The organism is Pseudomonas sp. PA-4-8C (assembly GCF_021606625.1).
In the GTDB taxonomy this organism is placed as follows: domain Bacteria; phylum Pseudomonadota; class Gammaproteobacteria; order Pseudomonadales; family Pseudomonadaceae; genus Aquipseudomonas; species Aquipseudomonas lactis.
On record NZ_WKCD01000055.1, the window covers coordinates 1 to 24,801 of the forward strand.

Below are 24,801 nucleotides of genomic sequence, written 5' to 3' on the forward strand. Positions count from 1 at the left end.
ACACCGCCATCGCGGGCAAGCCCGGCTCCCACAAGGGTTTTGCAGTGTTATTAGGCTTTTTGCCAGACCTTGGGTTTGAAGAACAGGGTCTCGCCCCGCGCCAACCCGGTGAGGCTGTCATGGTCTTTCACCACTTCGGCCTCGATCAACTCGCTTTGGCCTTCGACCTTCAAGGTCACGCGAGTAGTCGCGCCCAACGGCCGAATATCCCGCACTTGCGCCGCATGGTGATCTTCCAGTTCATGGCGTGACAACGACACTTCGTGGGGACGGAACAGCAGGTGCTTGTCTTCGCCCAAATGCAGGCGGTTGGAGTCCCCCAGGAAGTGATAAACAAAGTCGCTGGCCGGGTTTTCGTAGACGTCGCCCGGTGAACCGATCTGCTCGATCACACCCTTGTTCATCACCACGATACGGTCGGCAACTTCCATGGCCTCTTCCTGGTCGTGGGTCACGAAGACCGAGGTCAGGTTGATGTCTTCGTGCAGGCGCGCCAGCCAGCGGCGCAGTTCTTTACGCACCTTGGCATCAAGGGCGCCGAAGGGTTCGTCCAGCAGCAATACCTTGGGCTCCACCGCCAGGGCGCGGGCCAGGGCGATACGCTGGCGCTGGCCACCGGAGAGTTGCTCCGGATAACGGTCCGACAACCAATCAAGCTGCACCATGTTCAGCAGCTCATGAACCTTGCTCGCGATCTGGCTTTCGCTGGGGCGTTGGTTTTTCGGCTTCATGCGCAGGCCGAAAGCGACGTTGTCGAACACGGTCATGTGGCGAAACAGCGCGTAGTGCTGGAACACAAACCCAACGTTGCGATCACGCACATCGTGGCCGGAAACGTCTTCGCCATGGAACACAATGCTGCCGGCATCCGGGGTTTCCAGGCCGGCAATGATGCGCAGCAACGTAGTCTTGCCACAGCCGGACGGGCCCAGCAACGCCACCAGCTCGCCACTCTGGATATCCAGGTTGATGCTGTCCAGGGCCTTGAAAGCGTTGAAGTTCTTGCTGACATTACGGACTTCGATCGACATGACTTATTCCTCACCCGCGCTGTTGCGCAGGCGGTTGATTCGGTTCTCGCTCCACTGCTTGAGCAGCAGGATGAAGAGCGCCAGGATCAGCAACAGGCTGGCCACCGCAAACGCGGCAACGTGGTTGTATTCGTTGTAAAGAATCTCGACATGCAGCGGCAGGGTGTTGGTGACGCCGCGAATGTGGCCGGACACCACCGACACCGCGCCGAACTCCCCCATGGCCCGCGCCGTACACAGCACCACGCCGTAGATCAGGCCCCACTTGATGTTCGGCACGGTGACATGCCAGAACATCTGCCAGCCATTGGCGCCCAGCAGGCGTGCGGCTTCTTCTTCCTGGGTGCCCTGCTCCTGCATCAGCGGGATCAGCTCACGGGCCACGAACGGCACGGTGACGAAGATGGTCGCCAGCACGATGCCCGGCAGGGCGAACACGATCTGGATGTCATGGTCTTGCAACCACGGCCCGAAGAAGCCCTGGGCGCCGAACATCAACACGTACACCAGGCCTGCGATCACCGGCGAGACCGAGAACGGCAGGTCGATCAGCGTGACCAGGATGCTCTTGCCACGGAACGTGTACTTGCTCACGCACCAGGCGGCGCTGACGCCGAATACCAGGTTGAGCGGCACCGAAATCAGCACGGCGATCACCGTGAGTTTCAGCGCCGACAGCGCGTCCGGTTCAAGGATTGCGGTGAAGAACGTGCCGAGGCCGTTCTTCAAGCCCTGGGACACCACCACCAGCAACGGCAGCAGCAGGAACAGCACAAATACCAGCCAGCCAAGGCCGATCAGGATACGTCGCGAGGTCGCGCTGCCACGCCGGGCGGCGTTGGCCGAGGACGCGGCGGAAATAGACGATTGGGACATGTTCCGCGCCTCCTTATGGACGTTCGATGCGCCGCTGCAACAGGTTGATCAGCAGCAGCAAGACAAAGGACACCACCAGCATCAGCACACCAATGGAGGTGGCGCCGCGGTAGTCGTATTGGTCGAGCTTGACCATGATCAGCAATGGCAGGATTTCGGTTTTCATCGGCATGTTGCCAGCGATGAAGATCACCGAACCGTACTCACCCACGCCTCGGGCAAACGCCAGGGCGAAGCCGGTCAGCCAGGCGGGCAACAATGCCGGCACGAGGATGTAGCGGAACACCTGCAACGGCTTGGCGCCGAGGCAGGCGGCGGCCTCTTCGATTTCCCGGGGGATATCGGCCAGCACCGGCTGCACCGTGCGCACTACGAAGGGCAACGTGACGAAGGTCAGCGCCAGGGTGATACCCAGGGGGGTGTAGGCGATCTTGAAACCCAGGTCTGTGGCAAACTGGCCAACCAGGCCGTTGGGCGCGTACAACGCCGTGAGCGCGATACCGGCGACGGCAGTGGGCAAGGCGAACGGCAGGTCGATCATCGCATCAATGACCTTGCGCCCGGGGAAGGTGTAGCGCACCAGCACCCAGGCCAGCAGCGTGCCGATCACACCGTTGATCAGCGCGGCGTACAGCGCGGTGCTGAAGCTCAGCTTCAAGGCCGCCAGTACCCGAGGTGCGGAAATGATATTCCAGAACTGATCCCAGGTGAGTTGAGCGGCGTGTACAAACATCGCCGCCAGGGGGATGAGTACGATCAGGCTGAGGTACACCACGGTGTAGCCCAGCGTCAGCCCGAAGCCGGGTATGACGGGGGAGATACGACGCGACATAAGAGTCCTTGGTTAGCGGAACGGATATGCAAAACCCGCAAATGAATGCGGGCACTCCTGACCCCTGTAGGAGCGAGCTTGCTCGCGAAGATCGTCAACGATAACGCGGGCAGTCTGTTTGCACGCGGTGCCTTGAAGTTTTTCGCGAGCAAGCTCGCTCCTACAGTGATCGGTGTAGTTATTGCGCCGTGTAGATCTGGTCGAACACGCCACCGTCATTGAAGAATTTCGGTTGGGCAGTTTTCCAGCCGCCGAAGTCTTTGTCGATAGTCACCAGGTCCAGTTTCGGGAACTGCTGGGCGTATTTGGCGGCGACTTTTTCATCCCGTGGACGGTAGAAATTCTTCGCCGCAATCTCCTGGCCCGCCGGGCTGTACAGGTGGTTGAGGTACGCGGTGGCGATCTCGGTGTTGCCCTTTTTCTCGGCGTTCTTGTCGACCACAGCCACCGGCGGTTCCGCCAGGATCGACAGGGACGGCACGACGATGTCGAACTTGTCGGCGCCGCCGTCTTCCTTCAAGGCCAGGAACGCCTCGTTTTCCCACGCCAGCAGCACATCACCCTGGCCATTGTTGACGAAGGTAATGGTAGAACCGCGCGCGCCGGTGTCCAGTATCGGGACGTGCTTGAACAGCTCTTTGACGTATTCCTGGGCCTTGGCTTCACTGCCGCCGGCCTTGAGGCCGTAGGCCCAGGCGGCGAGGAAGTTCCAGCGTGCACCGCCGGAGGTTTTCGGGTTGGGCGTGATCACCGACACGTCTTTCTTGATCAGGTCGCCCCAGTCCTTGATGCCCTTGGGGTTGCCCTTGCGCACCAGGAACACAATGGTGGAGGTGTAGGGCGTGCTGGCGTCCGGCAGGCGGGTCTGCCAGTTCTCCGGCAGGGTCTTGCCCAGCTTGGCGATTTCGTCGATGTCACCGGCCAGGGCCAGGGTGACGACGTCGGCGCGCAGGCCATCGATCACCGCCCGGCCTTGTTTGCCAGAGCCACCGTGGGACTGCTGGATCTTGACGTTGTCGCCGGGGTGGGACTGTTTCCAGAAGCTGGTGAATTCAGCGTTGTAATCCTGGTACAGCTCACGGGTGGGGTCGTACGAGACGTTGAGCAACTCGTAGTCCTTGGCAACGGCGGAACCGGCAAACACGGCACTGGCCAATGCGGCCAAGGCATAACGGCGAATCGACGACATAGAAGCTCCTGAAATTCTTGAGTGTTGGCTTTTCTTGTAATTGCGGGTCTATCGCCGTTCTAGCTCAGCTCGGTTTGTTACCGGGGTTCTGCAGACGGAATTTTTCCTTGCGTTCGATCTGTACCACTTGGGCGTTGTGTACGGTGATTTCCACCGCGCCAAACCGCAGGTCGCGCAGGGCGCTCTGGATTTCACGCAAAATGGCTGCTTCGTCCTGGCCGTCAACGCTACGTAGAGATGCGCTCATGGTCTCGCTCCTGAAATGAGAAGTGCCTGGCAGTGGCGGCACTGCTTGCGGCGTGAGGGCGATAGTAGATAAGCGCGGATATTCTTAAAAATACTATTTAAGAATGTTTATATAACCAGAAAGAATTTTCTGATAGGGCATGGGGTTGCGAGGGTTTCCACAGAAAAAACTCCCACGCACAGGCGCCGCAGCCCCCTGTGGGAGCTGGCTTGCCTGCGAAAGCGGTGGTGCAGTAACACATGCAGCGACTGACACACCGCCTTCGCGGGCAAGCCCGGCTCCCACATTGACCGAGTCAGTCTTGGCGGATCAGAGGGGCCCGCGTCCAATCAATCTCCTGGGCCGGCATGGGCCGCCCAAACCAATACCCTTGGCCCATGTCGCATTCCTGGTCCAGCAGGAACCGCGCCTGTTCCACCTGCTCGATCCCTTCGGCGTGTACCTGCATGCCCATGCTTTTGGCCAGGGCGATCACCACGCGCACAATCGCCGCGTCGTCTTCGTCCCACGGCAAGCCCGCCACAAAGCCCTGGTCGATCTTGAGCTTCTGCACCGGCAGGCGTTTGAGGCGCAGCAACGAGGAATAGCCGGTGCCAAAGTCGTCGATGGCCAGGCGCAGGCCCAGTTCGCGCAGGCGGTGCAGTTGCTCCAGCGCGACTTCCGGGTCGTCCATCACGGCGCTCTCGGTGACTTCCAGCTCCAGAAAGGCCGGATCCAGCCCAGTGGTGTGCAGCACTTGGGCGACTTGCTCATACAGCTCGCGCCGGGCAAACAGGCGGCTGGAGACATTGATGGCGATAAAGCTCAGCGGCGCGCCGTCGGCCAGCCACTGGCACATCTGGCGGCAGGCCTGGTCCATCACCCACGCATCGATGTCGGCAATCAGCCCAGTGCGCTCGGCGATGGGGATGAACTCGCCCGGCGGAACCAGGCCGCGTTCCGGGTGCTGCCAGCGCACCAGTGCTTCGACGCCGACCAAACGGCTGTCGTGCAGGTCGTGCACCGGCTGGTAATACACGCGCAGCTCATGTTGGTCGAGGGCGCGACGCAGCTCGCCGGCGATTTCCACCCGATGCTGGGCGTGGGCGGTCAGCTCTTCGGTATACAACGCGTAGCCTTCGCGCCCGGCGCTCTTGGCCTTGAACAAGGCGGAATCGGCGTTGCGCAGCAATTGCTCGGCGCTGAGGGCGTCACTGGGGAACAGGCTGATACCGATACTGGCGCTGATAAACAGCTGGTTGCCGTCAAAAATGAACGGATCCTTCATGGCGTTGAGCATGCGCTGCGCCAAGGCCGCCGCTTGCACCACCTGCGGGCAGCTTTCTGCCAGCACGGCAAATTCGTCGCCCCCCAGGCGTGCCAGGGTAACCCCCGGCCCAAACAGGCCGCTCAGACGTTCGGCCACCAGCTTGAGCAACTGATCGCCGACATTATGGCCCAGGCTGTCGTTGATGATCTTGAAGTGGTCCAGGTCCATCAGCAGCAAGGCGCAGCCACGCTTATGTACCTGCGCAGAGGCCAGGGCCTGCTCGGCGCGATCGGTAAACAACAGGCGGTTGGGCAGGTCGGTGAGCGGGTCGTGATGGGCCAGGTGCGCCAATTCGTGCTCGGAGTTCTTCATGGCGCTGATGTCCGAAAACACCGCGACGTAGTGGCTGACCTTGCCCTGGTCATCATGAATCACGCGGATGGTTTGCCACTGGGGGTAAACCTCGCCGCTTTTACGTCGGTTCCAGATTTCGCCGCTCCATTCGCCGGTGCTTTCCAGGGCCTGGAACATTTGCTGGTAGAAATGCGCCGAGTGGCGCCCGGACTTGAACAGGCTTGGCCGTTGGCCCATCACGTCGTCGCGCTGGTAGCCGGTGATTTCCATGAACGCGCGGTTGACGTGCACGATCAGCCCCTGGGTATCGGTGACCAGCACCCCTTCGCGGGTGCAATCGAACACCGCAGCGGCCTGGCGCAGGCGCTCGCGATTCTCTTTCAGGGGTTGTTGCAACGCGTGGGCGCGGGCAAAACGCCGGCCTATCCAGTAAATGAGCAACGCGCTGAGGCTGACCCCCACGTATCCACGCGCCTGCAGCCAGTGCCCCAGCTCCATGGGTTCATCGATAAAGTTGATTAATAGGTAATTGCTGAGCTGGAGCCAAACGATAGAAACCAGCAGGTATACCAACCCCGCACGTAGGGCACCTCGGTATGAAAACAGCATATGTTTAGTAATCCTTACTAAATAACCAGAATCGCCCTACAAAGGATCAGGATTATAGAGGAGGAAACACTTTGTAAGTCTTATCTGAAACAGTGACTGGTTTTATCTGCAAAGGAAGTGATAATGCGGGTGCTGTTTTTTTCTTTATCTGAGGGCCATACAGCCTATGTGGTACAACGGTTTTCTTGATCTGTCCGCCTGGCAACTGGTGGCAGTCACGCTGTTGATGACCCACGTGACCATTATTGGGGTCACTGTCTATCTGCACCGTTATTCGGCCCATCGCTCGCTCGAGCTCAATGCCGGCCTGAAACACTTCTTCCGCTTCTGGCTGTGGCTGACCACGGCGCAGAACACCCGCGAGTGGACCGCCATCCACCGCAAGCACCACGCCAAGTGCGAAACCGTCGATGACCCGCACAGCCCGGTGATCAAGGGCTTGTCCACCGTGCTGCGCAAAGGTGCCGAGCTGTACCGCGCCGAGGCGGAAAACCCCGAGACGCTGCGCATCTACGGCAAGAACTGCCCGGACGACTGGATCGAACGCAATCTCTACACGCGCTACCCGCTGCTGGGCGTGGCGCTTATGGGCGTGATCGACCTGCTGCTGTTCGGCACCATCGGTATCACCATCTGGGCGATCCAGATGATGTGGATCCCGTTCTGGGCCGCCGGCGTGATCAATGGCCTGGGGCATGCCGTGGGCTATCGCAACTTCGAATGCCGTGACGCCGCCACCAACCTGGTGCCGTGGGGCATCATCGTCGGCGGCGAAGAGCTGCACAACAACCACCACACCTACCCCAACTCGGCCAAGCTGTCGGTGAAGAAGTGGGAGTTCGACCTGGGTTGGGCCTGGATCAAAGTGTTCAGCTTCCTGCGCCTGGCCAAGGTGCAGCGTGTAGCGCCCATCGCCCACCGCGTGGAAGGCAAGGGCAGCCTGGACATGGACACTGCCATGGCGATCCTCAACAACCGCTTCCAGATCATGGCCCAATACCGCAAGTTGGTAATTGGCCCGCTGGTCAAGCAGGAGCTTGAGAAGGTCGATCATTCAGTGCGCCACCAGTTCCATCGCGCCAAGCGCCTGTTGTCGCGGGAAACCAGCTTGCTGGAAGACCGCCACCACCTGCGCATCCAGAGCATGCTGGAACACAGCCATGCCCTGACCGTGATCTACGAAAAGCGCCTGGCGCTGCAGCAGATCTGGCTCAAGACCAGTTCCAACGGCCACGATATGCTGGCCGCGATCAAGGAATGGGTGCATGAAGCCGAGGCCAGCGGCATCCAATCCCTGCGCGATTTTGCCCACCAGTTGAAGACTTACTCGTTGCGTCCTACAGCGGCGTAAGGGCGCCGTGGGAGGGCTCGCCCTCCCACGCACTGGCTTTTTGGCGCCATTTTCCGGGCACCGTCAATCCACGCTGTTCACGGAACTTCACCGCAATTCCCCTCTCTCAAAGAACACTTCGCCATCATGGTGACCCCTTGTAGTGACCGCCTTTGCACCTGCGGCGCGCCCAGAGAGAGTTGTACCGATGGTTCACGAAAAGCCCAGCCTGCCCGATGTGCCCACCGCAGAGCCGCCGCGCCCGGCCGCGGCGGCGACCCTGTTGGCGCTTATGCATGCTCAAGGTGAAGTCGAGCGGCTGAGTGAGCGTGAGCAACTGCTCAGCTCACTGCTGGTCAGCGTGAACGCCGTGCTTTGGGCCATTGATTGGGAAACACGCCGCGTGCTGTATGTGAGCCCGGCCTACGAGCGCCTGTTTGGCCGCTCTGCCGGCCTGCTGCTGGCCGACCACCGTGAATGGCGCAACAGCGTCCACCCCGAAGACCTCGACTACGCCGAACACAGCCTGGCCCGCGTGCTGGAACAAGGTGCCGTGGAGGACCGCGAGTACCGCATCATCACCGCTGACGGGCAGATCCGCTGGTTGAGCGACAAGTGCTACATCAACCAGCAGGTGGTGCCCGGTGAAGCGCTGATCGTGGTCGGCATCGCCGAAGACATCACCGAAAAGAAGCAACTTGAGCTGGAACTGCATCGCCTCGCCACCACCGATGTACTGACCCAAAGCAGCAACCGCCGACACTTCTTCGAACTCGCCAACCAAGCCTTCGACAATGCCTGCGCGCAGGGCACGCCGCTGGCGTTCCTGTTGCTGGACATCGATGATTTCAAAGACATCAACGACACCTACGGCCACCTGGAGGGCGACCAGGTGCTGCGGCGTATCGCGGAGAGCGGTCGCGGGGTATTGCGCCGTGGCGACCTGTTCGGGCGCGTTGGCGGCGAAGAATTTGCTGCTGTGCTGCCGGGTTGCCCACCGGAGATGGCCCTGCAGGTGGCCGAACGGTTGGGCAAGGAAATCCAGGCGTTGGTGTTCAGTTACGAGGGGCATGAATTCAATGTGACCGTCAGCCAGGGCCTGGCCGGCCTGCGTGAAGATGACTCCACCCTCGACGGCCTGTTTGCTCGGGCAGATGCGGCGATGTATGAGGCCAAGCGCCAAGGCAAGAACCGCGTTATAGCCGGTTAACACCGACCAACTGTGGGAGCTGGCTTGCCTGCGATGGCGGCTTAACTGACCCACCGCTATCGCAGGCAAGCCAGCTCCCACAATTGATCGGTGTGTGTTTCAGGTTTTGCGCACGCGGGTCAGTTCTGGCAAGCCTACCTTGAGCAGCCGTGCGGTCTTGCTGCCCGCCAGTTCTTCGAGCCCTTCGTGCTCGGTCAGCCGCGCCATTTGCACCGCTAGGTTCACCACCAGGGCTTCGCGCGAATACACCCCGCCTTCAAGTGAATAGATCCCCGCGATCAACTGCCGCAACTCCAGCGGCAAGCGCCAACGTGTGCGCAATGCCGAACCGTAGGCGGCACCAAAGGCGTCGAGGGATTCGCCGATGGTTTGGTCATCCAGGGCGCCGCCACCCTGGCGCCAGTCTTCCAGGCAGCGCAACAAGGCCAGGTCGCCCAAGCGGTGCAGGATGCAGGCGCTGTAGCAGCGCTCGTGATCAAGCTCCAGCATGCGCGCCAGGCGCCGGGCGTAGTCGGCGCTGTCTTGGGACAATTGCCAGTGCCGCTCGGCGTAGGCCACCAGCCCAGGGTCACCCAACACTACGTTGTGCTTGAGCGCCAGGCCAAGGATGAGGTTCATGCTCTGGCCGGGCACCAACTTGTGCAGGGCTTCTGGCAGGGTCTGCACCGGCGTGCCGTGGTAGCCGGCGCTGTTGGCGGCGGCGATCAGTACGGCGGTGATTTGCGGGTCGCTGTGCACCTGGTCCTCCAACTGCTTGAGGTCCAGGCCTTCGGGGCCGAGGCTGTGTTGCACGGCGGCTTTCACATCCACGCGCAACGGCGCCCCATCGCAGACCTCGCGGCGCCGCTCCAGAAAGGCTGGCAAGGTCATGCCCGGCGCCAGCGGTGGGATCTCGCAGTACACGCTTTCGCCTTCGTTGAGCAGCAGGTCTTGCAGGCGCTGGGTCAGGCTTTCCATGTTCAGTGGGCGGGTGAGGTAGGCGGTGGGCGCCAGGGGCAAGGCTTCGCGTACGCTGGCGCTGTCGTTGCGACTGCTCAGCAAGATAAACGGCAGCGAACGACGCTTCTGGCGCACGCTGCGCAGCAGGCTCAGGCCATCCACGCCCGGCAGCTCCCAATCCGCGAGGATCAGGTCATAGGTTTTTTCACCCAACAGCGTGGCGGCGTGCTGCCCGTCGGCGCACACATCCAGCCGTGCGTCACAGCGCACATTCAACAGCACTTGCTTGAGCAGGTCCCGCGACCAAGGGTCTGCTTCGGCGATTAACACTCGGGGTACAGCGGGTAAATCAACAGCAGTCATCCAGCACGCTCCATCGGCAATGCTTGCACCTTAGACAATGCAGGCGCGTGCGTACAATGAAGCAGGCACAAAAAAACCGCCGAAGCGGTTTTTTTGCTTTTTCTTTTTGTAGGAGCGAGCTTGCTCGCGAAGGTCGTCAACGAAAACGCGGGCAGCCTTTGAAGCGCGGTGCCTGGGGGTTTTTCGCGAGCAAGCTCGCTCCTACAGGGGCGTGTCAGAGTTCGGAGAAGCACTCTTCGATGATCGCCAGGCCCTTGTCCAACTGCTCGTCCGGCGAGGTCAGGGGCACCAGTACGCGCAATACGTTGCCGTAGGTACCGCAGGACAGCAGGATCAGGCCCTTGTCACGCGCCTTGGCCACCACAGAAGCAACGGCGGCAGCGTTTGGCTTGTGGGTGTCGCCGTCTTCGAACAGCTCCACCGCGATCATCGCGCCCAGGGCCCGCACTTCGCCAATTACCGGGTACTTGGCCTGGATGGCCTTGAGGCCGGTCACCAGGCGCTCGCCCACGGCTTTGCAGCGGTCCAGCAGGTGCTCTTCTTCGAACACTTCCATCACGGCCAGGGCCGCGGCGCAGGCGATCGGGCTACCGGCATAGGTGCCGCCCAGGCCGCCTGGGGCGATGGCGTCCATGTATTCGGCCTTGCCGCACACACCGGCCAGCGGGAAGCCGCCCGCGATGGATTTGGCGAAGGTGGTCAGGTCGGCGGCGACGCCCATCTGTTCCATGGCGAAGAAGGTACCGGTACGGCCGGCACCGGTTTGCACTTCGTCGGCGATCAGCAGGATGCCGTGCTTGTCGCACAGTTCGCGCAGGCGCTTCATGAAAGCTTTCGGCGCGACGTAGAAACCGCCTTCGCCCTGCACCGGTTCGATGATGATGGCGGCGATATCACGCGGCTCGGCATCGTTTTTGAAGATACGCTCGATGCTGGCGATGGAGTCGTCGACGCTCACACCATGCAGTTCGTTGGGGTACAGCGCACGGAACACGCCGCCCGGCATCAGGCCCATGCCGGCCGAGTAAGGCACCACCTTACCGGTGAGGCCCAGGGTCATCATAGTGCGGCCGTGGTAAGCACCGGTGAAGGCGATCACGCCTGCACGGCCCGTGGCGGCGCGGGCGATTTTCACGGCGTTTTCTACCGCTTCGGAACCAGTGGTAACCAGCAGGGTTTTCTTGGCGAAATCACCTGGCACTTTGGCGGCGACTTTTTCGCACACTTCTACGTAAGGCTCGTAGGCCAATACTTGGAAGCAGGTGTGGGTCAGCTTGTTGAGTTGCTCGGTCACGGCCGCGATGATTTTGGGGTGCACGTGGCCGGTGTTCAGCACGGCGATACCACCGGCGAAGTCGATGAACTCGCGACCTTCAACGTCGGTCACGGTGGCGTTCTTCGCGCAGTCGGCGAAGATTGGGTGAATCTGGCCAACACCACGCGGTACAGCGGCTTCGCGGCGTTTCATCAGGGATGCGTTGGTCTTGCTCATAAAGTCCTCATTCGCCGCTCATCGGGCGGCGTGGCTCAAGGATAGGTGGCGGGGAGGCAACTACGGCAGCATGCGATGATCGACTGCCACAGCTTTCCCGGCCACTGCGAATAACCATGTGAAACACGCAAAGGGACAGCGCTCTCGTGCCCTCTGCGTTTACTGCGTGCTCTTGCTGGTCAGATGCCCAGGCAGAGGTATTTGATTTCCAGGTAGTCCTCGATCCCGTACTTGGAGCCTTCACGGCCCAGGCCCGAGGCCTTGATGCCGCCGAACGGCGCCACTTCGTTGGAGATCAACCCGGTGTTGACGCCGACCATACCGTATTCCAGGGCCTCGGCCACACGGAACACCCGGCCCAGGTCGCGGGCGTAGAAGTAGGAAGCCAGGCCGAACTCGGTGTCGTTGGACATGGCGATCACTTCGGCTTCGTCTTTGAAGCGGAACAGCGGCGCCAGCGGGCCGAAGGTTTCTTCCTTGGCCACGGCGGCGTTTTTCGGCACGTCGACCAGGATGGTCGGTTCGAAGAAGTTGCCTTCCATTACCTTGCCACCGGCCAACAGCTTGGCGCCTTTGCTCAGGGCATCAGCGATATGTTCCTGCACCTTGGCCACGGCTTTTTCGTCGATCAGCGGGCCGGTGGTGGTGCCGTCTTCCAGGCCGTTGCCGATCTTCAGTTTGGTCACCGCCACCTTGAGCTTCTCAGCGAAGGCGTCGTACACCGAATCCTGGATGTACAGGCGGTTGGCGCAGACGCAGGTCTGGCCGTTGTTGCGGTACTTGGAGATGATCGCGCCTTCGACGGCCTTATCCAGGTCGGCGTCGTCGAACACGATGAACGGTGCGTTACCGCCCAGCTCCAGGGAGACTTTCTTGATGTCCTTGGCGCATTCGGCCATCAGCTGGCGACCGATTTCGGTCGAGCCGGTGAAGGACAATTTACGCACGATCGGGTTGCTGGTCAGCTCGCCGCCGATGTCGCCAGCACTGCCGGTGACCACACTGAGCACGCCTTTGGGGATACCGGCGCGGTGCGCCAGCTCAACCAGGGCCAGGGCCGAGAACGGGGTTTGCGAGGCTGGCTTGATCACCATGGTGCAACCGGCGGCCAGGGCCGGGCCGGCTTTGCGGGTGATCATCGCGGCGGGGAAGTTCCACGGGGTGATGGCTGCGGTCACGCCGATAGGCTGCTTGATCACGATCAGGCGCTTGTCGGGCTGGTGGCCGGGGATCACGTCACCGTAGATGCGCTTGGCTTCTTCGGCGAACCACTCGATGAAGGAGGCGGCGTAGACGATTTCGCCCTTGGCTTCGGCCAGCGGCTTGCCTTGTTCGAGGGTCATCAGGCGGCCGAGGTCGTCCTGGTTTTCGATCAGCAGCTCAAACCAACGGCGCAGCTTGTTGGCGCGCTCCTTGGCGGTGAGTGCACGCCAGGCTGGCAGGGCCTTGTCGGCGGCTTCGATGGCACGGCGGGTTTCCGCGGCGCCCATCTTCGGCACGGTGCCGAGAATCTCGCCCGTGGCTGGGTTGTTGACCTTGATGGTTTGACCATTGTCCGCATCGACCCAAGCGCCATCGATAAAGGCTTGCTGGCGGAACAACTGGGTGTCTTTAAGCTGCATGTCGGCTTTCCTTAACAGCACCGCGCGCGCGCGGAGCGAATTAGAGTTGTTGAAAGGCGCCTTGTGGGCGATGTCTTTGTAGGAGCGAGCTTGCTGGCGAAAAATTCAAAGGCGCCGCGTAAAACCAGAAGCGCGACGTCATCGTTAACGATTTTCGCGAGCAAGCTCGCTCCTACACGACATCAACCTGGGCTGCCGTCAGGGAAATCAGTCCAGCACGCCAGGATAGGTGAAAAGCGCACGGGAGACAGAGCGTTTGAAATCTCAAACGAATCCTAGGATCAATGGGGGTACAGGGCAATAGTCTGTTCGAAAAAAAGAACGATTATGGCGCATCGGGCTCATCTTTCGGATCAAACGCACACACGGCAACAGCCCCGGAGCCTTGTGGGCGCCGGGGCTGTTGGGGGCCTTGCAGCTTAAGGTTGGAACGACTTGAGCACGGCCAGCAGGCTGGTCAAGTTGTCGGCCACGCCGCCCTGGGCGACTTTTTCGGTGGCGGCGGCGCCAGCGGTGGTGTCGACACTGTAGATCTGCATCACGCCCTGGTTGGTGGCCGCCTGAGCCAGGGTGTTTTGTTGCTGTTGGGCCGAGACCGAGTTCTGGAACAGGATCGCCGTGGCCTGGCCCATGGATTGGTAAATAGTGCTCATGGCCATCGCGGGTGATTCGGCAACCACCTTGACGTTGGTCTGGGTGACGGCATCGGTGATTTGCGGGCTGACTGTACTCATGGTTGAAACTCCTGGGTTGAGAAAGAACAACATCCGTTATTGCTCAGTGCTTAAGGCTGGAACGACTTGAGCACGGTCAACAGGCTGGTGAGGTTATCCGACACGCCGCCTTGGGCGACTTTCTCGGTGGCCGCCGCACCTGCGGTGGTATCGACGCTGTAGATCTGCATCACGCCCTGGTTGGTGGCCGCCTGGGCCAGGGTGTTTTGCTGCTGCTGGGCCGACACCGCGTTCTGGAACAGAATCGCCGTGGCCTGCGCCATGGATTGATAAATAGTGCTCATCGCCATCGCAGGCGATTCGGCCACCACTTTGACGTTGGTCTGGGTGACCGCGTCGGTAATTTGCTCGTTAACAAATGCCATGATCAATTTCCTTATTTAGTACACGGTGCATTCCGTGTTCATCAATGAACGTTGCGAAACAGGCGCTGTGAAACGCGGGGTCAAGGTTTTGCAGTGGGGCCCAGCGCCGCTTCAATCTGGGCGATCAACCCTTGGATCAGTGCCTGTACTTCCTTGCGTTGCGCGTCCTGGTCGGGAGCTGCGCCGTCCAACACCTGGCGCAGGGCCGCTTCACGTTGCTGGGCAGCGGTCTTGAGCGCTTGTTCGTTGGCCTTCGATTGCGCAAGCACTTCGGTAGCGCGCTTGAGGGTTTCGTCGACGATGGCCTGGGGCGTTCCGGCGAAAATCTGCGGGTTGCGCAGCATCGCTTCGAGCCGCTGGCGGTCGTCGGTGGACAGGACCGAGGGTTGCATAGCGACCTCCTTAGGGGCTGCCTTGGCGGCGACACGCCCGCTAAAGCCGCACCTCAACGTTGTCCTGCCAGAAACCTGCAAAGTAGAAGTGTGGCGAAGAATCACAGAAGGTCGCCAACTCCGCAGGCGTTATGGCGCTGGGCTGGTTGGGAAAAATGGCAGGCGGAGGCGGTAGCAGGTTGGCCTCGTTGTAGAGGTTGCCGACTTCATAGCAGTTGGCCGCGAACTGCGAACAAAAGGACCCGCTGCCGATGTCGATGGACTCGTTGATCCGCGTCACCAGGCTGGTATCGGAAGTCCAGCGCCGAAAGGCTGAGATCATCGCGTTCCACACGCTGTAACGGCCCCGGATATCACCGCCGATCTTGTCGAAATAGAACTGCTTGGCAGCCACCGTCGCCGCCTCGCCCAGCTCGGTATCCACGCAGGAAAACACCATCGCCGAGCGCGGCGGCTTTTCCAGGCTCAGGTCGGTCAGGGCCAGGCCGCTGCCGACACTTTCGATCACCAGGGTGTCGCTCACCGCAATCGCCGGGTGAACCACATTCAGGTACGTCGTGTCCTGCGAGAACACCTTCGCCTTGACCAGCTGACCGGCTTTGATAAACGCCCGCGTTGCGCTGTCATCATCTTGTTTGACAGAAAAAATAATATCTCCAGGCTGCATGATGTCGCTCCTCACTCAAGAAAAGTTGCTTTCAAGTTGCTGTTGCACCGCCCCAACAGAACGCTGGAGCGTTGTGCTCGGTTCAAGCCGCTGGTGCGGCCCGGTTGGCCAGGGTGCTCGCGTACTTGGCGATGCTCTGGTCGATCTTGTCGATGGCCACGCTGGCGGCTTCGGCTTCCATCGCCCCGGCAGCGGCAGCCACGGCGGCAGCGGCGCCTACCAGCAGGTCGGTGGCCAAGGCGCCCAGGGCGTCTTCGGCAGCGGCTGGCAGGTTGTCCTTGACGATGTTCTCGGTCATTTGCTGAAGCAGCACGGCCTGGGCCGCCAACGCGATCTTGCTGACCCCGTCGAAGTACCCCGCCGCCGCTTGCGCCACCAGCCCGGCCGCCTGGCTGATCATCATGTCGGCCGGCACCGCGATCTGCGCCGGTGCATAGGCAAAGTTCTGCGAATTGGTGAACTGCACCGCCTGCACAATCTGGCTATTGAGCGCCGCCGTGCTGTCGGATGACGGCGCGCTCACCTGATTGAGCAGGTGCTCGTTCATGCGCGCCATGATCGAGCGCGAAGCCGGGGCGGCGGGCGTCGTCGCAGGTGGGTCGGCGGCGGGCGTTGCTTGGGAGGCGGCGGGTTTCTTTCTGCTGAACCACGACATAATCGATCTCCCGAGGGCTCAGCCCTTCTCGCCAATCTGCATGATCAGCGCCACGGCCTTGGAGATCACCGCGTTGGAAATCTGATTCATCGCCTGCTGGCTGTTGACCGCATTCTGCAACGACAGGCCCGCCGCGCTGCTGGCCACCTGGTACAGCGACGCGATGGCCTGGGCTGGCGCCTCGGCCACCACCTTGACGTTGGTTTGAGTGACCGCGTCGGTGATCTGGCTGTTGACCTCTGTCATACATCTCTCCTTGATGGCATTCACCCAGGTTTGGGTGTGGATAGCGGCGGCGTGCTGCGCTCATACCACTAGAACGCCCCACGCCAACATGTGTGAATCACCTTCAGCGCAACGCATCGCGCAGCAGTTGCACACGCTTGCGCACCAGCGGCAGCTTCACGTGCAACTCGGCGGCGATTTGCGGGTAAGGCAGGTCGTCGACAAAACGCATCTCGAACAAGCGCTGCTGCAACAGCGGTAACTGTGCGACGTGCGCCTCGAGCTGCTCCAGGCGCTCATAACATTCCACCCGCTCCAGCACCGAAGCGCAGGGCGCGGCGAGCGCGGCCAGGTGATCGTGCTCAAGGTCCACCGAATCATCAAACAACCGCCCCTCGCGCTTGCTGCGCCGCACGCTGTCGAGAAACACATGATCGAGCACCAGAAACAGAAACCCCTCGGGGTCACGAATGCGCTCGGGCGAGCGCCGAAAAAACAACAGGGCCTTGATCGCCGTCGCCGCCAACCACTCCTGGCCCTGATCCAGATTGCCCTTGGCCCGCCGCAACGCCCGGCGCCTGAGCTCACCCTGCACGGCGCGCCAACTCGCTTCGAACAAACGGTCATCCGCGGCCCATTGATCCTTGAACTGAACAGTCATCCCCATCGCCAGCACTCCTGTGCATCCTTGATGAAGGGCCAGTCTGCGAGGGCTCGACGGGGGTACGCTGTTACCTGGGGAACACCGCCACAACTAATTCAGCGCAAAAGCCTTGCGCCGTAAATGCTCGACATCGTTGATCACCATGCGCTCCAGATCGCCGCTGATCACCCCACTGCGCCGCCACACTTGCAGCTGCACATTCAGCTTGGGGCGGCTGGTATTCAGCATCGACGCCAACACCCCCTGGCTTGCGGGCAACGACACACTGGGCAAAGCCAACGCCAGGTCAATCTCACCCAGGTTCGCCAACAGAAACCGCGCCAACCGCGACTCCAGCCGATGCAGGCACACCAACTCCAGCAACTCGATGGCATGCAGTAAACGCAGCATCATCAGCATCAACAAACGCCGCAGGAACGCCGGTTCCTCAAACAGCACGCCGAAATGCCGGCTACCCAACTGCAACAACCGCGTGGGCCCGCTGGCAAAAGTGGAAGACTCGCGCCCATGATCCTTGATCAACGCAGTCTCCCCCACCACCTGCCCGGCCCCGGTACTGCCGATAATCTGCTCGCGCCCATCCGGCCCATGCACCACCGAATAAATCCGGCCCTCCACTACCAACGCAATGAATTCGAGGGTGTCATCCTTGAAATACAACAGCTCACGATCATCCAGCGTGCGCTCCACCATATGGGTGGCGACGTAGCGCAAGAGATGCTCCGGCATACCTCGAAACAAATCGGAGCGAGCCAGCAGGGTTTGTCTGAGCGGGAGATCGAGCATCACGGTTCCTTTGGAATGCATGCGTTCACCTGAGGAATTGCGGCGTGGAAGCGGGGTTAAAGCCACAAGAGCAAAGCAAACAAAGGGACGTGCGGCGCGGGGAGTTGTGAATGAGGGTGGCGAATAGCCATTTTTTGTCGGAAATGGACGACAGGGGGCGGGGAGAATGCCGGAATGGACGCATCAGGTCGACATGGGTATGATGTCGCCCGCACAAGCATCCGTAGCTCAGCTGGATAGAGTACTGCCCTCCGAAGGCAGGGGTCGTGGGTTCGAATCCCGCCGGGTGCACCAGATGTGAAATGAAAAAGCCTCAGGTCGGGAGATCTGGGGCTTTTTTTTGGGTGGTGATTTAGTGCTTATGCAACACCTCAAAACGCGCTGATAAAACCTAGTTCGGAAAGCGCTTGTGCAGCACCAGAAACGTCTCATCGGCCGACGAGGTGATTCCCTCCTTACGCGGCTTCACGACGGGTTGAAAATAAATCTGTCCCCTTTTTGAAGGAGTGTCGAATGCGCGCAATGGGAAAAGCTTTGGCGGTTCTTTTGTCCCTTTCTCCAGTATCGTCATACGCCGACTGGAAATACTCGGAACACGTCGACGAGATGCGCGGGGAAAAGGCAATCTCCGCTACGATCAGGTCTGAGAAAACAATAAGCCCTCAGGCTAGTCAGGCCAAACTTGTGATTACCAGCGTCCGGTCAGCCAGCGGAAATGCATTTATTTTTGATCTAGAAAATGCGCAATTTTCATGCTTGCCGCCATTATGTGAGGTAAGCATGAAGTTTGATGACGGTAAAGTTTTGGAACTGAAAGCAGCACCTGGAAAAGATTCCAATACCATTTTGTACGTACAGAACCCGAATCAATTCGTCGCGACTGCAAAGCTCGCCAGCAAACTAATCGTCGAAGTTCCCATCTACAAGCAGGGGAAAAGCCAGTTCAAGTTTGATGTAAGCGGACTGACATGGGAAGGCGAGACACCATCTGTGGACGGCCTGTTTGCTGGCGTAGGCGGGCAGCGCTGGGCGGAGCCCTACAACCCGACCTCAGGACTTGTTGATAACGGTTTCGGCGAAGGTGACGACCGCTGCTATATCGAAGCTCACCCGGCCCCCCTAGATCTTGGCGTGAAGCCAACAAAAATCACGCACTGCTATTACCAGGGGCGTCATTACAGCTCAATGGTTGACTTTGAATTCTCTAAAATAAAACAGGTTGTCAGCTACGTATCAAAGCAAGTGGGCAAGCCAGAGCTTGATATTAAAGAGTATGTAAGCTGGTCTGATATTGAGGAAAAGAACCTGCTCTCAATAGGCATTTTGGGGAGCAAAAAAAGTAACGTGGCGACGTTACTGGTCACCTACGTACCTGCGGATAATCTTGTTCCGCCCCGAAAGCTCGTGACCCGGTAACCACTCTGGTAACCACCAAAAGTAACCACCCTGCCCGGTTACCATCCGTCACGGAGTCGCCCGCCTCCCGCCAACCTTGATAATTGTTAACAGGGTGACGGGTTGGCCTACCTCCCCAGGGACTAACTTTTGCTAACAGTCCGCGAGCCTTGCCATCGGCTATAGGCCGCCGGGATGTCAACATTTGTCAACATCATGCCAGGCCCCGCACTCGATCTAATGTCAGGTTTTGTCAGGTTCTGGTGCGCGCTTGATGTCAAGTTTTGACAAGTTCTTGTCCTGAAAAAAGGTTAAGTTTTGTTAAGTCGCCGGCGCGGATAATGTCGTGCGGTATCCACTTTGGTATCCACGGTTTGGCGATGATCTACGCCGGAGCCAGGGTGGTGACCAAGCGCGGTAACCACCATCAGTGACCACTACTGGCAGGCCAACTGCTCGTCCAATTCCTCTCGGAGAAACACCCCATGGGGGGAGCCAAATGCTGGCCGAGCCACGCGGTATAGCAGTCCCGCCTGCTATATTGCCGGCCACCTGACAAGATCAACCCAATACAAGGAATGTGAATGTGAAGCTCGCCCCTGTCTTATTGCTAGCCCTACTGACGTCTGGCTGTGCTACCGGCCCTGCTGTCGAATGGGTGACTGTCCACAACACTGACAAATTCACTGATAAATCCAGCTGCGCGGTCACGGTGGGCAGCTACTACACAAGGGGCGGGATATACACCGTCAGCAATCAATACTACCCATACATTGAGGTGGTAAATGGCGACTTAAGAGTGGGCGTAAAAAGCGGAGGCCGCTTCCTGATCCCGGTCGGCGACGTCCAGCTCAGAGTCGATCAGAATAAGGCATGGACGATCAGCACCAGCGAAACCCCGCTGGACTATGTGCCCGAGGGCCAGCTTAAAGCTATGCAAGCCTACGCACCGAAAGATCCCCAGCAGCAACAAATAGTGGAAAATGCCTACAAGACTGCGATGGAGGCTACAGCACGGTCCATGTCGCCGTTTACCGCGTCAACAGGTGAGAAAGCTCAGTCAATTCTCAAAGAGATGCGATCCGGCAAGACGCTTATCTATCGCACTGTTGGACTGAATCAAGCAGCGTCTACGACCGGGGAATATGTACTAGACCAATCGCTGGAGGTCGCATTACGTCAGTGCGGTATTCAATAGGCGCAGGTCTCCGCGATTTCGCGCAGTACTTCGCGCACGCCCGTCGCGCACCTGGTCAATGCGCGAAGCTCTCACCCGCCAAGGTTTCACGCACCCTTCACGCAGCATATTCACGCACTGGGGCGGCGTGATGCCCAGGCCGGCATGAAGGCTCCCCAGCGCCAGCGACGGCTCGCCACCGGAATGCGCAGTAATTGCGCAAATTGCGCACAGCAAGTACGCAGCTCAGTACGCACGGTTGGTACTCATTCGGGCGCGTACCGGTAGCAGGTTCGCACTGAGGTTCGCACTTCTGGTTCGCACCCTATTACGCGAACGTGGTGCGAACCCAGCCAGTGGTTACCACCCTGGTTAACACGGAAAGTTACCAATCCTAGCGATTGCTATGCGCTGGTTTCCACTGTGGTTTCCAGGGTTTTGCAGTGGTTTCCACTGGCAACCCGATCAGTTGCCGAACAATCCCAAGGAGGTGGCGCGGCGAGGTTGCAGACTCTTCACAAACGCCTATGGACGCGTAAGATCAAGATGCGCAAATCGGAGGGCGCCCTAATGAAATTGATCATGGACTTCAAGGCAGACTGGCACGACACGCTCAAGGAGATCATGAGCAAGGAATGGGGGATGGACACGACAGGATTTACTACAGACTTCCCGGTTCATTACTTCAACGCAGCACAAAGACGCATATCCGCGAAGCCTAGGACGCAACTTGTATCGGATACCTTCGAGTGCCCCGCAGAACACCAGGCTGGCTGGGACCTAATACAGCAAAAAGTGAAAGATGGGGGAGATCTAACCCCTCACCTGAGCAAGTTGATTAATAACCCAGAAGACACAGACCCAATGCTGAATGATTGGGGGGTCTACCACTTACACCTAGGCACCGATATCCAAAATGGCTTTGCACGTCGCACAGGCCCTCTGCTCTTTGCCAGAGTCACGGACGAGCATTTCTATGCAGTAGATGTTTACAGCCATGGAGCTTGGACAGAGAGCGAAGTCGTCGAAACAGTCCATCGTAACTGGCCGGAGTCAGTCGCTCGCTGGGTTATGCACGGTGTGAGAGGGGAAAGGCTCACTGATACGCAGAGAGCCGCTCTAAGAAAAAAACACACCAACTCCTTTTTCCTAACCAAGGATGGCACTACGTACGGCCCAATAGGCGGTGGAACGGCCGCATCAGGACACAATATTTTTTCCGTTATCCAGATGGACGTCGAACATGACCGCCTCGAGGCCTTGGAGCGACGACTAGTTGAGATTACGGACGATGTTATGCCAGAGCTCAAAAAAGCTGGATATACGAACGCAGAGGAGGTGATTGCCAAGCTAGTTCTAACGGAAGGGTTTTACGCTGCCCTTTTTCCTGATTACCGGCTCTTGATCAATTTCTATCCTCGCGACGTTTGACCGATCGCCTAGTGACTAGAACTGTTTGACTCACCCCACTTTGACTACGCTTTGACGGAATGCGAGACAGCCATCAGACCAAACCCTCGCCGGGTGGGCGTCTGAGGCTTATTACGCACCCAGCCCGTCAAACAAGCGCACCGTGGCCGCTGATACCCCTGACAGACCCCAGACGGATACGGCGCGTTCGGCCCGCCTACTTTTACCTGGGCATTACCGAATCGCTGGCGAATGTGAGACCGGCATGAGACGGATTCGGCGAGCGTGGCCGCCTGAGAATCCACAGCGGCCCTGCTGGCGGGGGCTCACGTGCTAGATGCGGGGAAATCCCGTATCACATCGCCAGGACACCTTGCCGCCGGCAGACGCATACCACTTAAAGGTGATTCCGGGCATTCGCGGCGCCGGTGCTACGCTCTCGAAACCAGCAGGGAGTTCGCACTCAGGCTCGCCTCTCCAAAGCCCCCGGCCTTCAAAAATCATGGCCGCCAAATGCCTGCTTTTTTTCTTAGAACGCCACTGCTCTATAGCCAATACAGATAGATTCCTGATCGAAGTAGAATGGTAGCGGGGATGAAGGCAATATGATCGTTTCCGTTATCTAAAAAGTGGCAACTATGCTTGAGCAAATTCAAAGCTTTTCCAATAGCAGTTCTGCGATCGTTACAGCACTTGCAGGAGTCGTCGTAATTCTGATCACTGCCTTGGTCAAGGCGCTGGAATTTTACGATAGCCACTTCGTACATAAGCGATACAAGCGCTTGAAAGAACTACGCAGTGATCTGGTAGTGGAGAGCCCATTTACTACTTATCTCGATGATGCAATCCAGCTTGAAGGGTTTCACATCGCTTCGGGTATTCGTGCCAGCTCCGTAAAGGCAGCTGCGTTGCTAAAGCTCGCCCAGTTGGGGCTTTGGGACAGGAAGCAGATCCGCCAAGTAGCCAAATACTTGGTCATTACTCCAGAGAACCCCACACCTTTTATCAGAATCCGGCACTCAGACGTAATTGGCGCTTGGGCCGGAATGCTCGTAGCAATGATCTTCATGGCTGTTGGAGCTATCCTGGGCATCGCAGTCATGTTGAAAGCGGGGCCGCCTTATGGATTTTTCATTGGGCTTTGTCTCGTCTTTACGTTTACCTGCGGTAGCGCTTTATTCGCCACCGGATACAACGAATACAAGAATGCAAAACGTTTTGAACAGTATCTGAGCGCCCATCCTGAAACGTTCCTTCCGCCGCAAAATCGAGAATCAACAGCAGAGTAATAGGATCTTCCAAATAACTCTGAGTGACCATAGGAGCCACAGCATGGTCATGCGTTTGTACCATGGAGGCCTGCGGCACTTTGACCACACTTTGACGGAATGTGAGACAGGCATGAGACGAAACCCGCGCTGGGTGGCCGTCTGAGGCTTACCCCGTGCGGAGGCCGCGGATCATCCAAGTCCGCCCAGGAACCAACGCGTACGCCGGCTGGCGGCAGATCTGGTAGGCGACCGGATAGCTACCTCGTCCAGAATCGGGGAGAGCCGCGACGGTCATTTGCTTGACCAGTGGCCCAGGATCGAACCAGGTAAACGCCTCCAGAATCCTTGACCAGCCTTGACGGAGCCTTGACGAAATTCTTGACAGGTCTTGACGGATTTATCCGGCGCCATCAGCGGTTGGAGCGCTGAAAGCCACGCAGGTCAAGGCTTTGCGAGCATTCGGGCTGCCTGACCAGCATTCGCCCCGTCTAAAATTCGAGAGGCGGCCGTCAAGGTGGATGCTCGATCAATATCCTGGCGCGATGGGGTGGTGAAATACCGGGGCAGAAAAATGCCTAGCGCGCCAGGCAATACTAGACAGGCCCTAGACGGATTTTTGCCGACAGACCATGGGGGAATTGTCCACAGCCCAAGCAATGCGCAGCTTCCAGCGTTAAAGGTGGCGTGCTGGTGCTTGATGCTCGTCAAGTATTTGCCGTAGCTTCCAGCAGCCTGACAGCAGGTCGAAGCAGGTGGTGAACGAGTTGTTTACCCAGGAGCGGAAACCGGTCGGCTCGCCAGCTTGGTCAACTTCCCGAATTCCAGATAGCTGCTCGCGTTCCGCTGGTAACAACTGCAGTTCATCCGCTGGCCCCGATTCGTTCCGGCGCCAGCATCAACCGCGCACCGAGGATAGGACCGTGTCCGTTATCGACTGTGATTATCTACCCTCCGACAAGGTGGTGTTTCCGCCGGAGCTGGCGCTGCTGATCGTCAGGAAGGCCAACGCAATGGCGGCAGCATTCGAGGAGCAAGTCGTCGATCAGCTCACCAAGGACGCCCGACGCGCACTTTCGCAGGGAACTGATCCAAGGCGCGTAATCAGGGAAATGAGCTGGTAGGCGGGAAAGTGAACTGCCGGAACCTCGGTAGTTTTTCCAGTACCTGCCATACCGGAATGGGAGCCCAGGCTAGTTACGCAGAACGCCGGACAACACCCTTTCGAGAATTACCCCATGAATTACCACTACCCTGATCCGGGGTGGTGCTGCCGCGAGGGAATGGCAAGAACGCCTCAGTGTGGGGGAAGCACCACACGGCGCCAGCGCAATCGCCGCGAAAGTATGGCGATGCCTCCTTAAAAGCGAGGAACGTGATAATCAGCCACTTTTGGATTGATCCATCAAAGGAGTGGTGGTGACGACCATACCTTTGCACTTATGGCGGGTTATCGCGATGACGTTACCGTTCGTCGGGGACGGGACAACGTACCTCGACGGCTTTTCAGCCAGCGTGAAACGGGCCAAAAACGCCCCAGCAGACAGCGCCGTGTATCCCCTGGTGTATCCCTTTGAAACGACAAGAAGACAAAACCCTTTAAACACGAGGGCTATACCTGCAGGTTCAAACGGCGCCGGGGCACCAAATATGAAATGAAAAAGCCCCCGTCGTGAAATCTGGGGCTTTTTCGAACGATGCCCAGAAGCACCATCTAAGC

General features: G+C 59.1%; 25 protein-coding genes and 1 tRNA gene. 8 read left to right on the forward strand and 18 right to left on the reverse strand.

The window, feature by feature from the left end; translation table 11 throughout:
* Window positions 1–50 precede the first annotated feature (50 nt).
* The 6 genes from GIW04_RS11690 to dibA all read right to left on the reverse strand — a co-directional run bounded on the left by GIW04_RS11690 (window position 51) and on the right by dibA (window position 6,387).
* Entirely contained in the window at window positions 51–1,031 is a 981-nt protein-coding gene (locus GIW04_RS11690; RefSeq protein WP_056782568.1) for a sulfate/molybdate ABC transporter ATP-binding protein, read from the reverse strand.
* Window positions 1,032–1,034: 3 nt separating this feature from the next.
* On the reverse strand, window positions 1,035–1,907 hold the full coding sequence (gene cysW / locus GIW04_RS11695) for a sulfate ABC transporter permease subunit CysW (RefSeq protein WP_120247799.1): 873 nt from the start codon (window positions 1,905–1,907) through the stop codon (window positions 1,035–1,037).
* Window positions 1,908–1,920: 13 nt separating this feature from the next.
* Window positions 1,921–2,739, reverse strand: a complete 819-nt coding sequence (gene cysT, locus GIW04_RS11700; RefSeq protein ID WP_032894195.1) for a sulfate ABC transporter permease subunit CysT — start codon at window positions 2,737–2,739, stop codon at window positions 1,921–1,923.
* Window positions 2,740–2,917: 178 nt separating this feature from the next.
* Window positions 2,918–3,928: a sulfate ABC transporter substrate-binding protein gene (locus GIW04_RS11705; RefSeq protein WP_003187562.1), complete on the reverse strand. Its 1,011-nt coding sequence runs from the start codon at window positions 3,926–3,928 to the stop codon at window positions 2,918–2,920.
* Window positions 3,929–3,992: 64 nt separating this feature from the next.
* Complete coding sequence (gene oscA / locus GIW04_RS11710) at window positions 3,993–4,175, reverse strand: sulfur starvation response protein OscA (RefSeq protein ID WP_003170956.1); 183 nt, start codon at window positions 4,173–4,175, stop codon at window positions 3,993–3,995.
* 295 nt (window positions 4,176–4,470) lie between these two features.
* Window positions 4,471–6,387, reverse strand: a complete 1,917-nt coding sequence (gene dibA / locus GIW04_RS11715) for a phosphodiesterase DibA (protein WP_034134600.1) — start codon at window positions 6,385–6,387, stop codon at window positions 4,471–4,473.
* Window positions 6,388–6,553: 166 nt separating this feature from the next.
* On the opposite strand from dibA, the gene desA reads away from it, so the two are divergent.
* Together desA and GIW04_RS11725 are read left to right on the forward strand one after the other, a co-directional pair.
* Window positions 6,554–7,738 (forward strand): delta-9 fatty acid desaturase DesA, encoded by a 1,185-nt coding sequence (gene desA, locus GIW04_RS11720; protein WP_003187559.1) that lies wholly within the window; start codon window positions 6,554–6,556, stop codon window positions 7,736–7,738.
* Between the two features lie 187 nt (window positions 7,739–7,925).
* The gene (locus tag GIW04_RS11725) at window positions 7,926–8,927 is read left to right on the forward strand and encodes a GGDEF domain-containing protein (protein WP_034134599.1); all 1,002 of its coding nucleotides are present in this window, start codon (window positions 7,926–7,928) and stop codon (window positions 8,925–8,927) included.
* A gap of 99 nt (window positions 8,928–9,026) precedes the next feature.
* On the opposite strand, the gene GIW04_RS11730 is transcribed toward GIW04_RS11725, so the two are convergent.
* The 11 genes from GIW04_RS11730 to GIW04_RS11780 all read right to left on the reverse strand — a co-directional run bounded on the left by GIW04_RS11730 (window position 9,027) and on the right by GIW04_RS11780 (window position 17,852).
* Window positions 9,027–10,229 (reverse strand): HDOD domain-containing protein, encoded by a 1,203-nt coding sequence (locus GIW04_RS11730; RefSeq protein ID WP_003187555.1) that lies wholly within the window; start codon window positions 10,227–10,229, stop codon window positions 9,027–9,029.
* A gap of 214 nt (window positions 10,230–10,443) precedes the next feature.
* On the reverse strand, window positions 10,444–11,721 hold the full coding sequence (gene gabT / locus GIW04_RS11735; protein WP_120247798.1) for a 4-aminobutyrate--2-oxoglutarate transaminase: 1,278 nt from the start codon (window positions 11,719–11,721) through the stop codon (window positions 10,444–10,446).
* Between the two features lie 179 nt (window positions 11,722–11,900).
* Complete coding sequence (gene gabD, locus GIW04_RS11740; RefSeq protein WP_003187552.1) at window positions 11,901–13,343, reverse strand: NADP-dependent succinate-semialdehyde dehydrogenase; 1,443 nt, start codon at window positions 13,341–13,343, stop codon at window positions 11,901–11,903.
* Between the two features lie 419 nt (window positions 13,344–13,762).
* The gene (locus tag GIW04_RS11745) at window positions 13,763–14,077 is read right to left on the reverse strand and encodes a RebB family R body protein (RefSeq protein ID WP_003187551.1); all 315 of its coding nucleotides are present in this window, start codon (window positions 14,075–14,077) and stop codon (window positions 13,763–13,765) included.
* A 50-nt stretch (window positions 14,078–14,127) separates the two neighbouring features.
* Window positions 14,128–14,442 (reverse strand): RebB family R body protein, encoded by a 315-nt coding sequence (locus GIW04_RS11750; RefSeq protein WP_005783676.1) that lies wholly within the window; start codon window positions 14,440–14,442, stop codon window positions 14,128–14,130.
* Window positions 14,443–14,522: 80 nt separating this feature from the next.
* Window positions 14,523–14,834 (reverse strand): hypothetical protein, encoded by a 312-nt coding sequence (locus GIW04_RS11755; RefSeq protein WP_003187548.1) that lies wholly within the window; start codon window positions 14,832–14,834, stop codon window positions 14,523–14,525.
* A 40-nt stretch (window positions 14,835–14,874) separates the two neighbouring features.
* On the reverse strand, window positions 14,875–15,501 hold the full coding sequence (locus tag GIW04_RS11760) for a hypothetical protein (protein WP_014716414.1): 627 nt from the start codon (window positions 15,499–15,501) through the stop codon (window positions 14,875–14,877).
* Between the two features lie 82 nt (window positions 15,502–15,583).
* Entirely contained in the window at window positions 15,584–16,156 is a 573-nt protein-coding gene (locus tag GIW04_RS11765) for a hypothetical protein (protein ID WP_120247797.1), read from the reverse strand.
* 18 nt (window positions 16,157–16,174) lie between these two features.
* Window positions 16,175–16,402, reverse strand: a complete 228-nt coding sequence (locus GIW04_RS11770; RefSeq protein WP_003187543.1) for a RebB family R body protein — start codon at window positions 16,400–16,402, stop codon at window positions 16,175–16,177.
* Between the two features lie 103 nt (window positions 16,403–16,505).
* A complete protein-coding gene (locus GIW04_RS11775; protein ID WP_183043764.1) occupies window positions 16,506–17,048 on the reverse strand; it encodes an RNA polymerase sigma factor in 543 nt (180 codons plus the stop codon).
* A gap of 87 nt (window positions 17,049–17,135) precedes the next feature.
* Window positions 17,136–17,852 (reverse strand): Crp/Fnr family transcriptional regulator, encoded by a 717-nt coding sequence (locus tag GIW04_RS11780; RefSeq protein WP_034125442.1) that lies wholly within the window; start codon window positions 17,850–17,852, stop codon window positions 17,136–17,138.
* A 196-nt stretch (window positions 17,853–18,048) separates the two neighbouring features.
* On the opposite strand from GIW04_RS11780, the gene GIW04_RS11785 reads away from it, so the two are divergent.
* The 6 genes from GIW04_RS11785 to GIW04_RS11810 all read left to right on the forward strand — a co-directional run bounded on the left by GIW04_RS11785 (window position 18,049) and on the right by GIW04_RS11810 (window position 24,205).
* Window positions 18,049–18,125, forward strand: a tRNA-Arg gene (locus GIW04_RS11785).
* Window positions 18,126–18,344: 219 nt separating this feature from the next.
* A complete protein-coding gene (locus GIW04_RS11790; protein ID WP_120247795.1) occupies window positions 18,345–19,247 on the forward strand; it encodes a hypothetical protein in 903 nt (300 codons plus the stop codon).
* 565 nt (window positions 19,248–19,812) lie between these two features.
* Window positions 19,813–20,424 (forward strand): hypothetical protein, encoded by a 612-nt coding sequence (locus GIW04_RS11795; RefSeq protein WP_120247794.1) that lies wholly within the window; start codon window positions 19,813–19,815, stop codon window positions 20,422–20,424.
* A 549-nt stretch (window positions 20,425–20,973) separates the two neighbouring features.
* Complete coding sequence (locus GIW04_RS11800) at window positions 20,974–21,834, forward strand: hypothetical protein (protein ID WP_147412234.1); 861 nt, start codon at window positions 20,974–20,976, stop codon at window positions 21,832–21,834.
* A gap of 617 nt (window positions 21,835–22,451) precedes the next feature.
* Complete coding sequence (locus GIW04_RS11805) at window positions 22,452–23,102, forward strand: hypothetical protein (RefSeq protein WP_120247792.1); 651 nt, start codon at window positions 22,452–22,454, stop codon at window positions 23,100–23,102.
* A gap of 902 nt (window positions 23,103–24,004) precedes the next feature.
* Entirely contained in the window at window positions 24,005–24,205 is a 201-nt protein-coding gene (locus GIW04_RS11810; protein ID WP_120247791.1) for a hypothetical protein, read from the forward strand.
* Between the two features lie 258 nt (window positions 24,206–24,463).
* Here GIW04_RS11810 and GIW04_RS11815 read toward each other — a convergent pair.
* Window positions 24,464–24,801: hypothetical protein (locus tag GIW04_RS11815; protein ID WP_236478986.1), on the reverse strand; the 338-nt coding region annotated here is incomplete at its 5' end.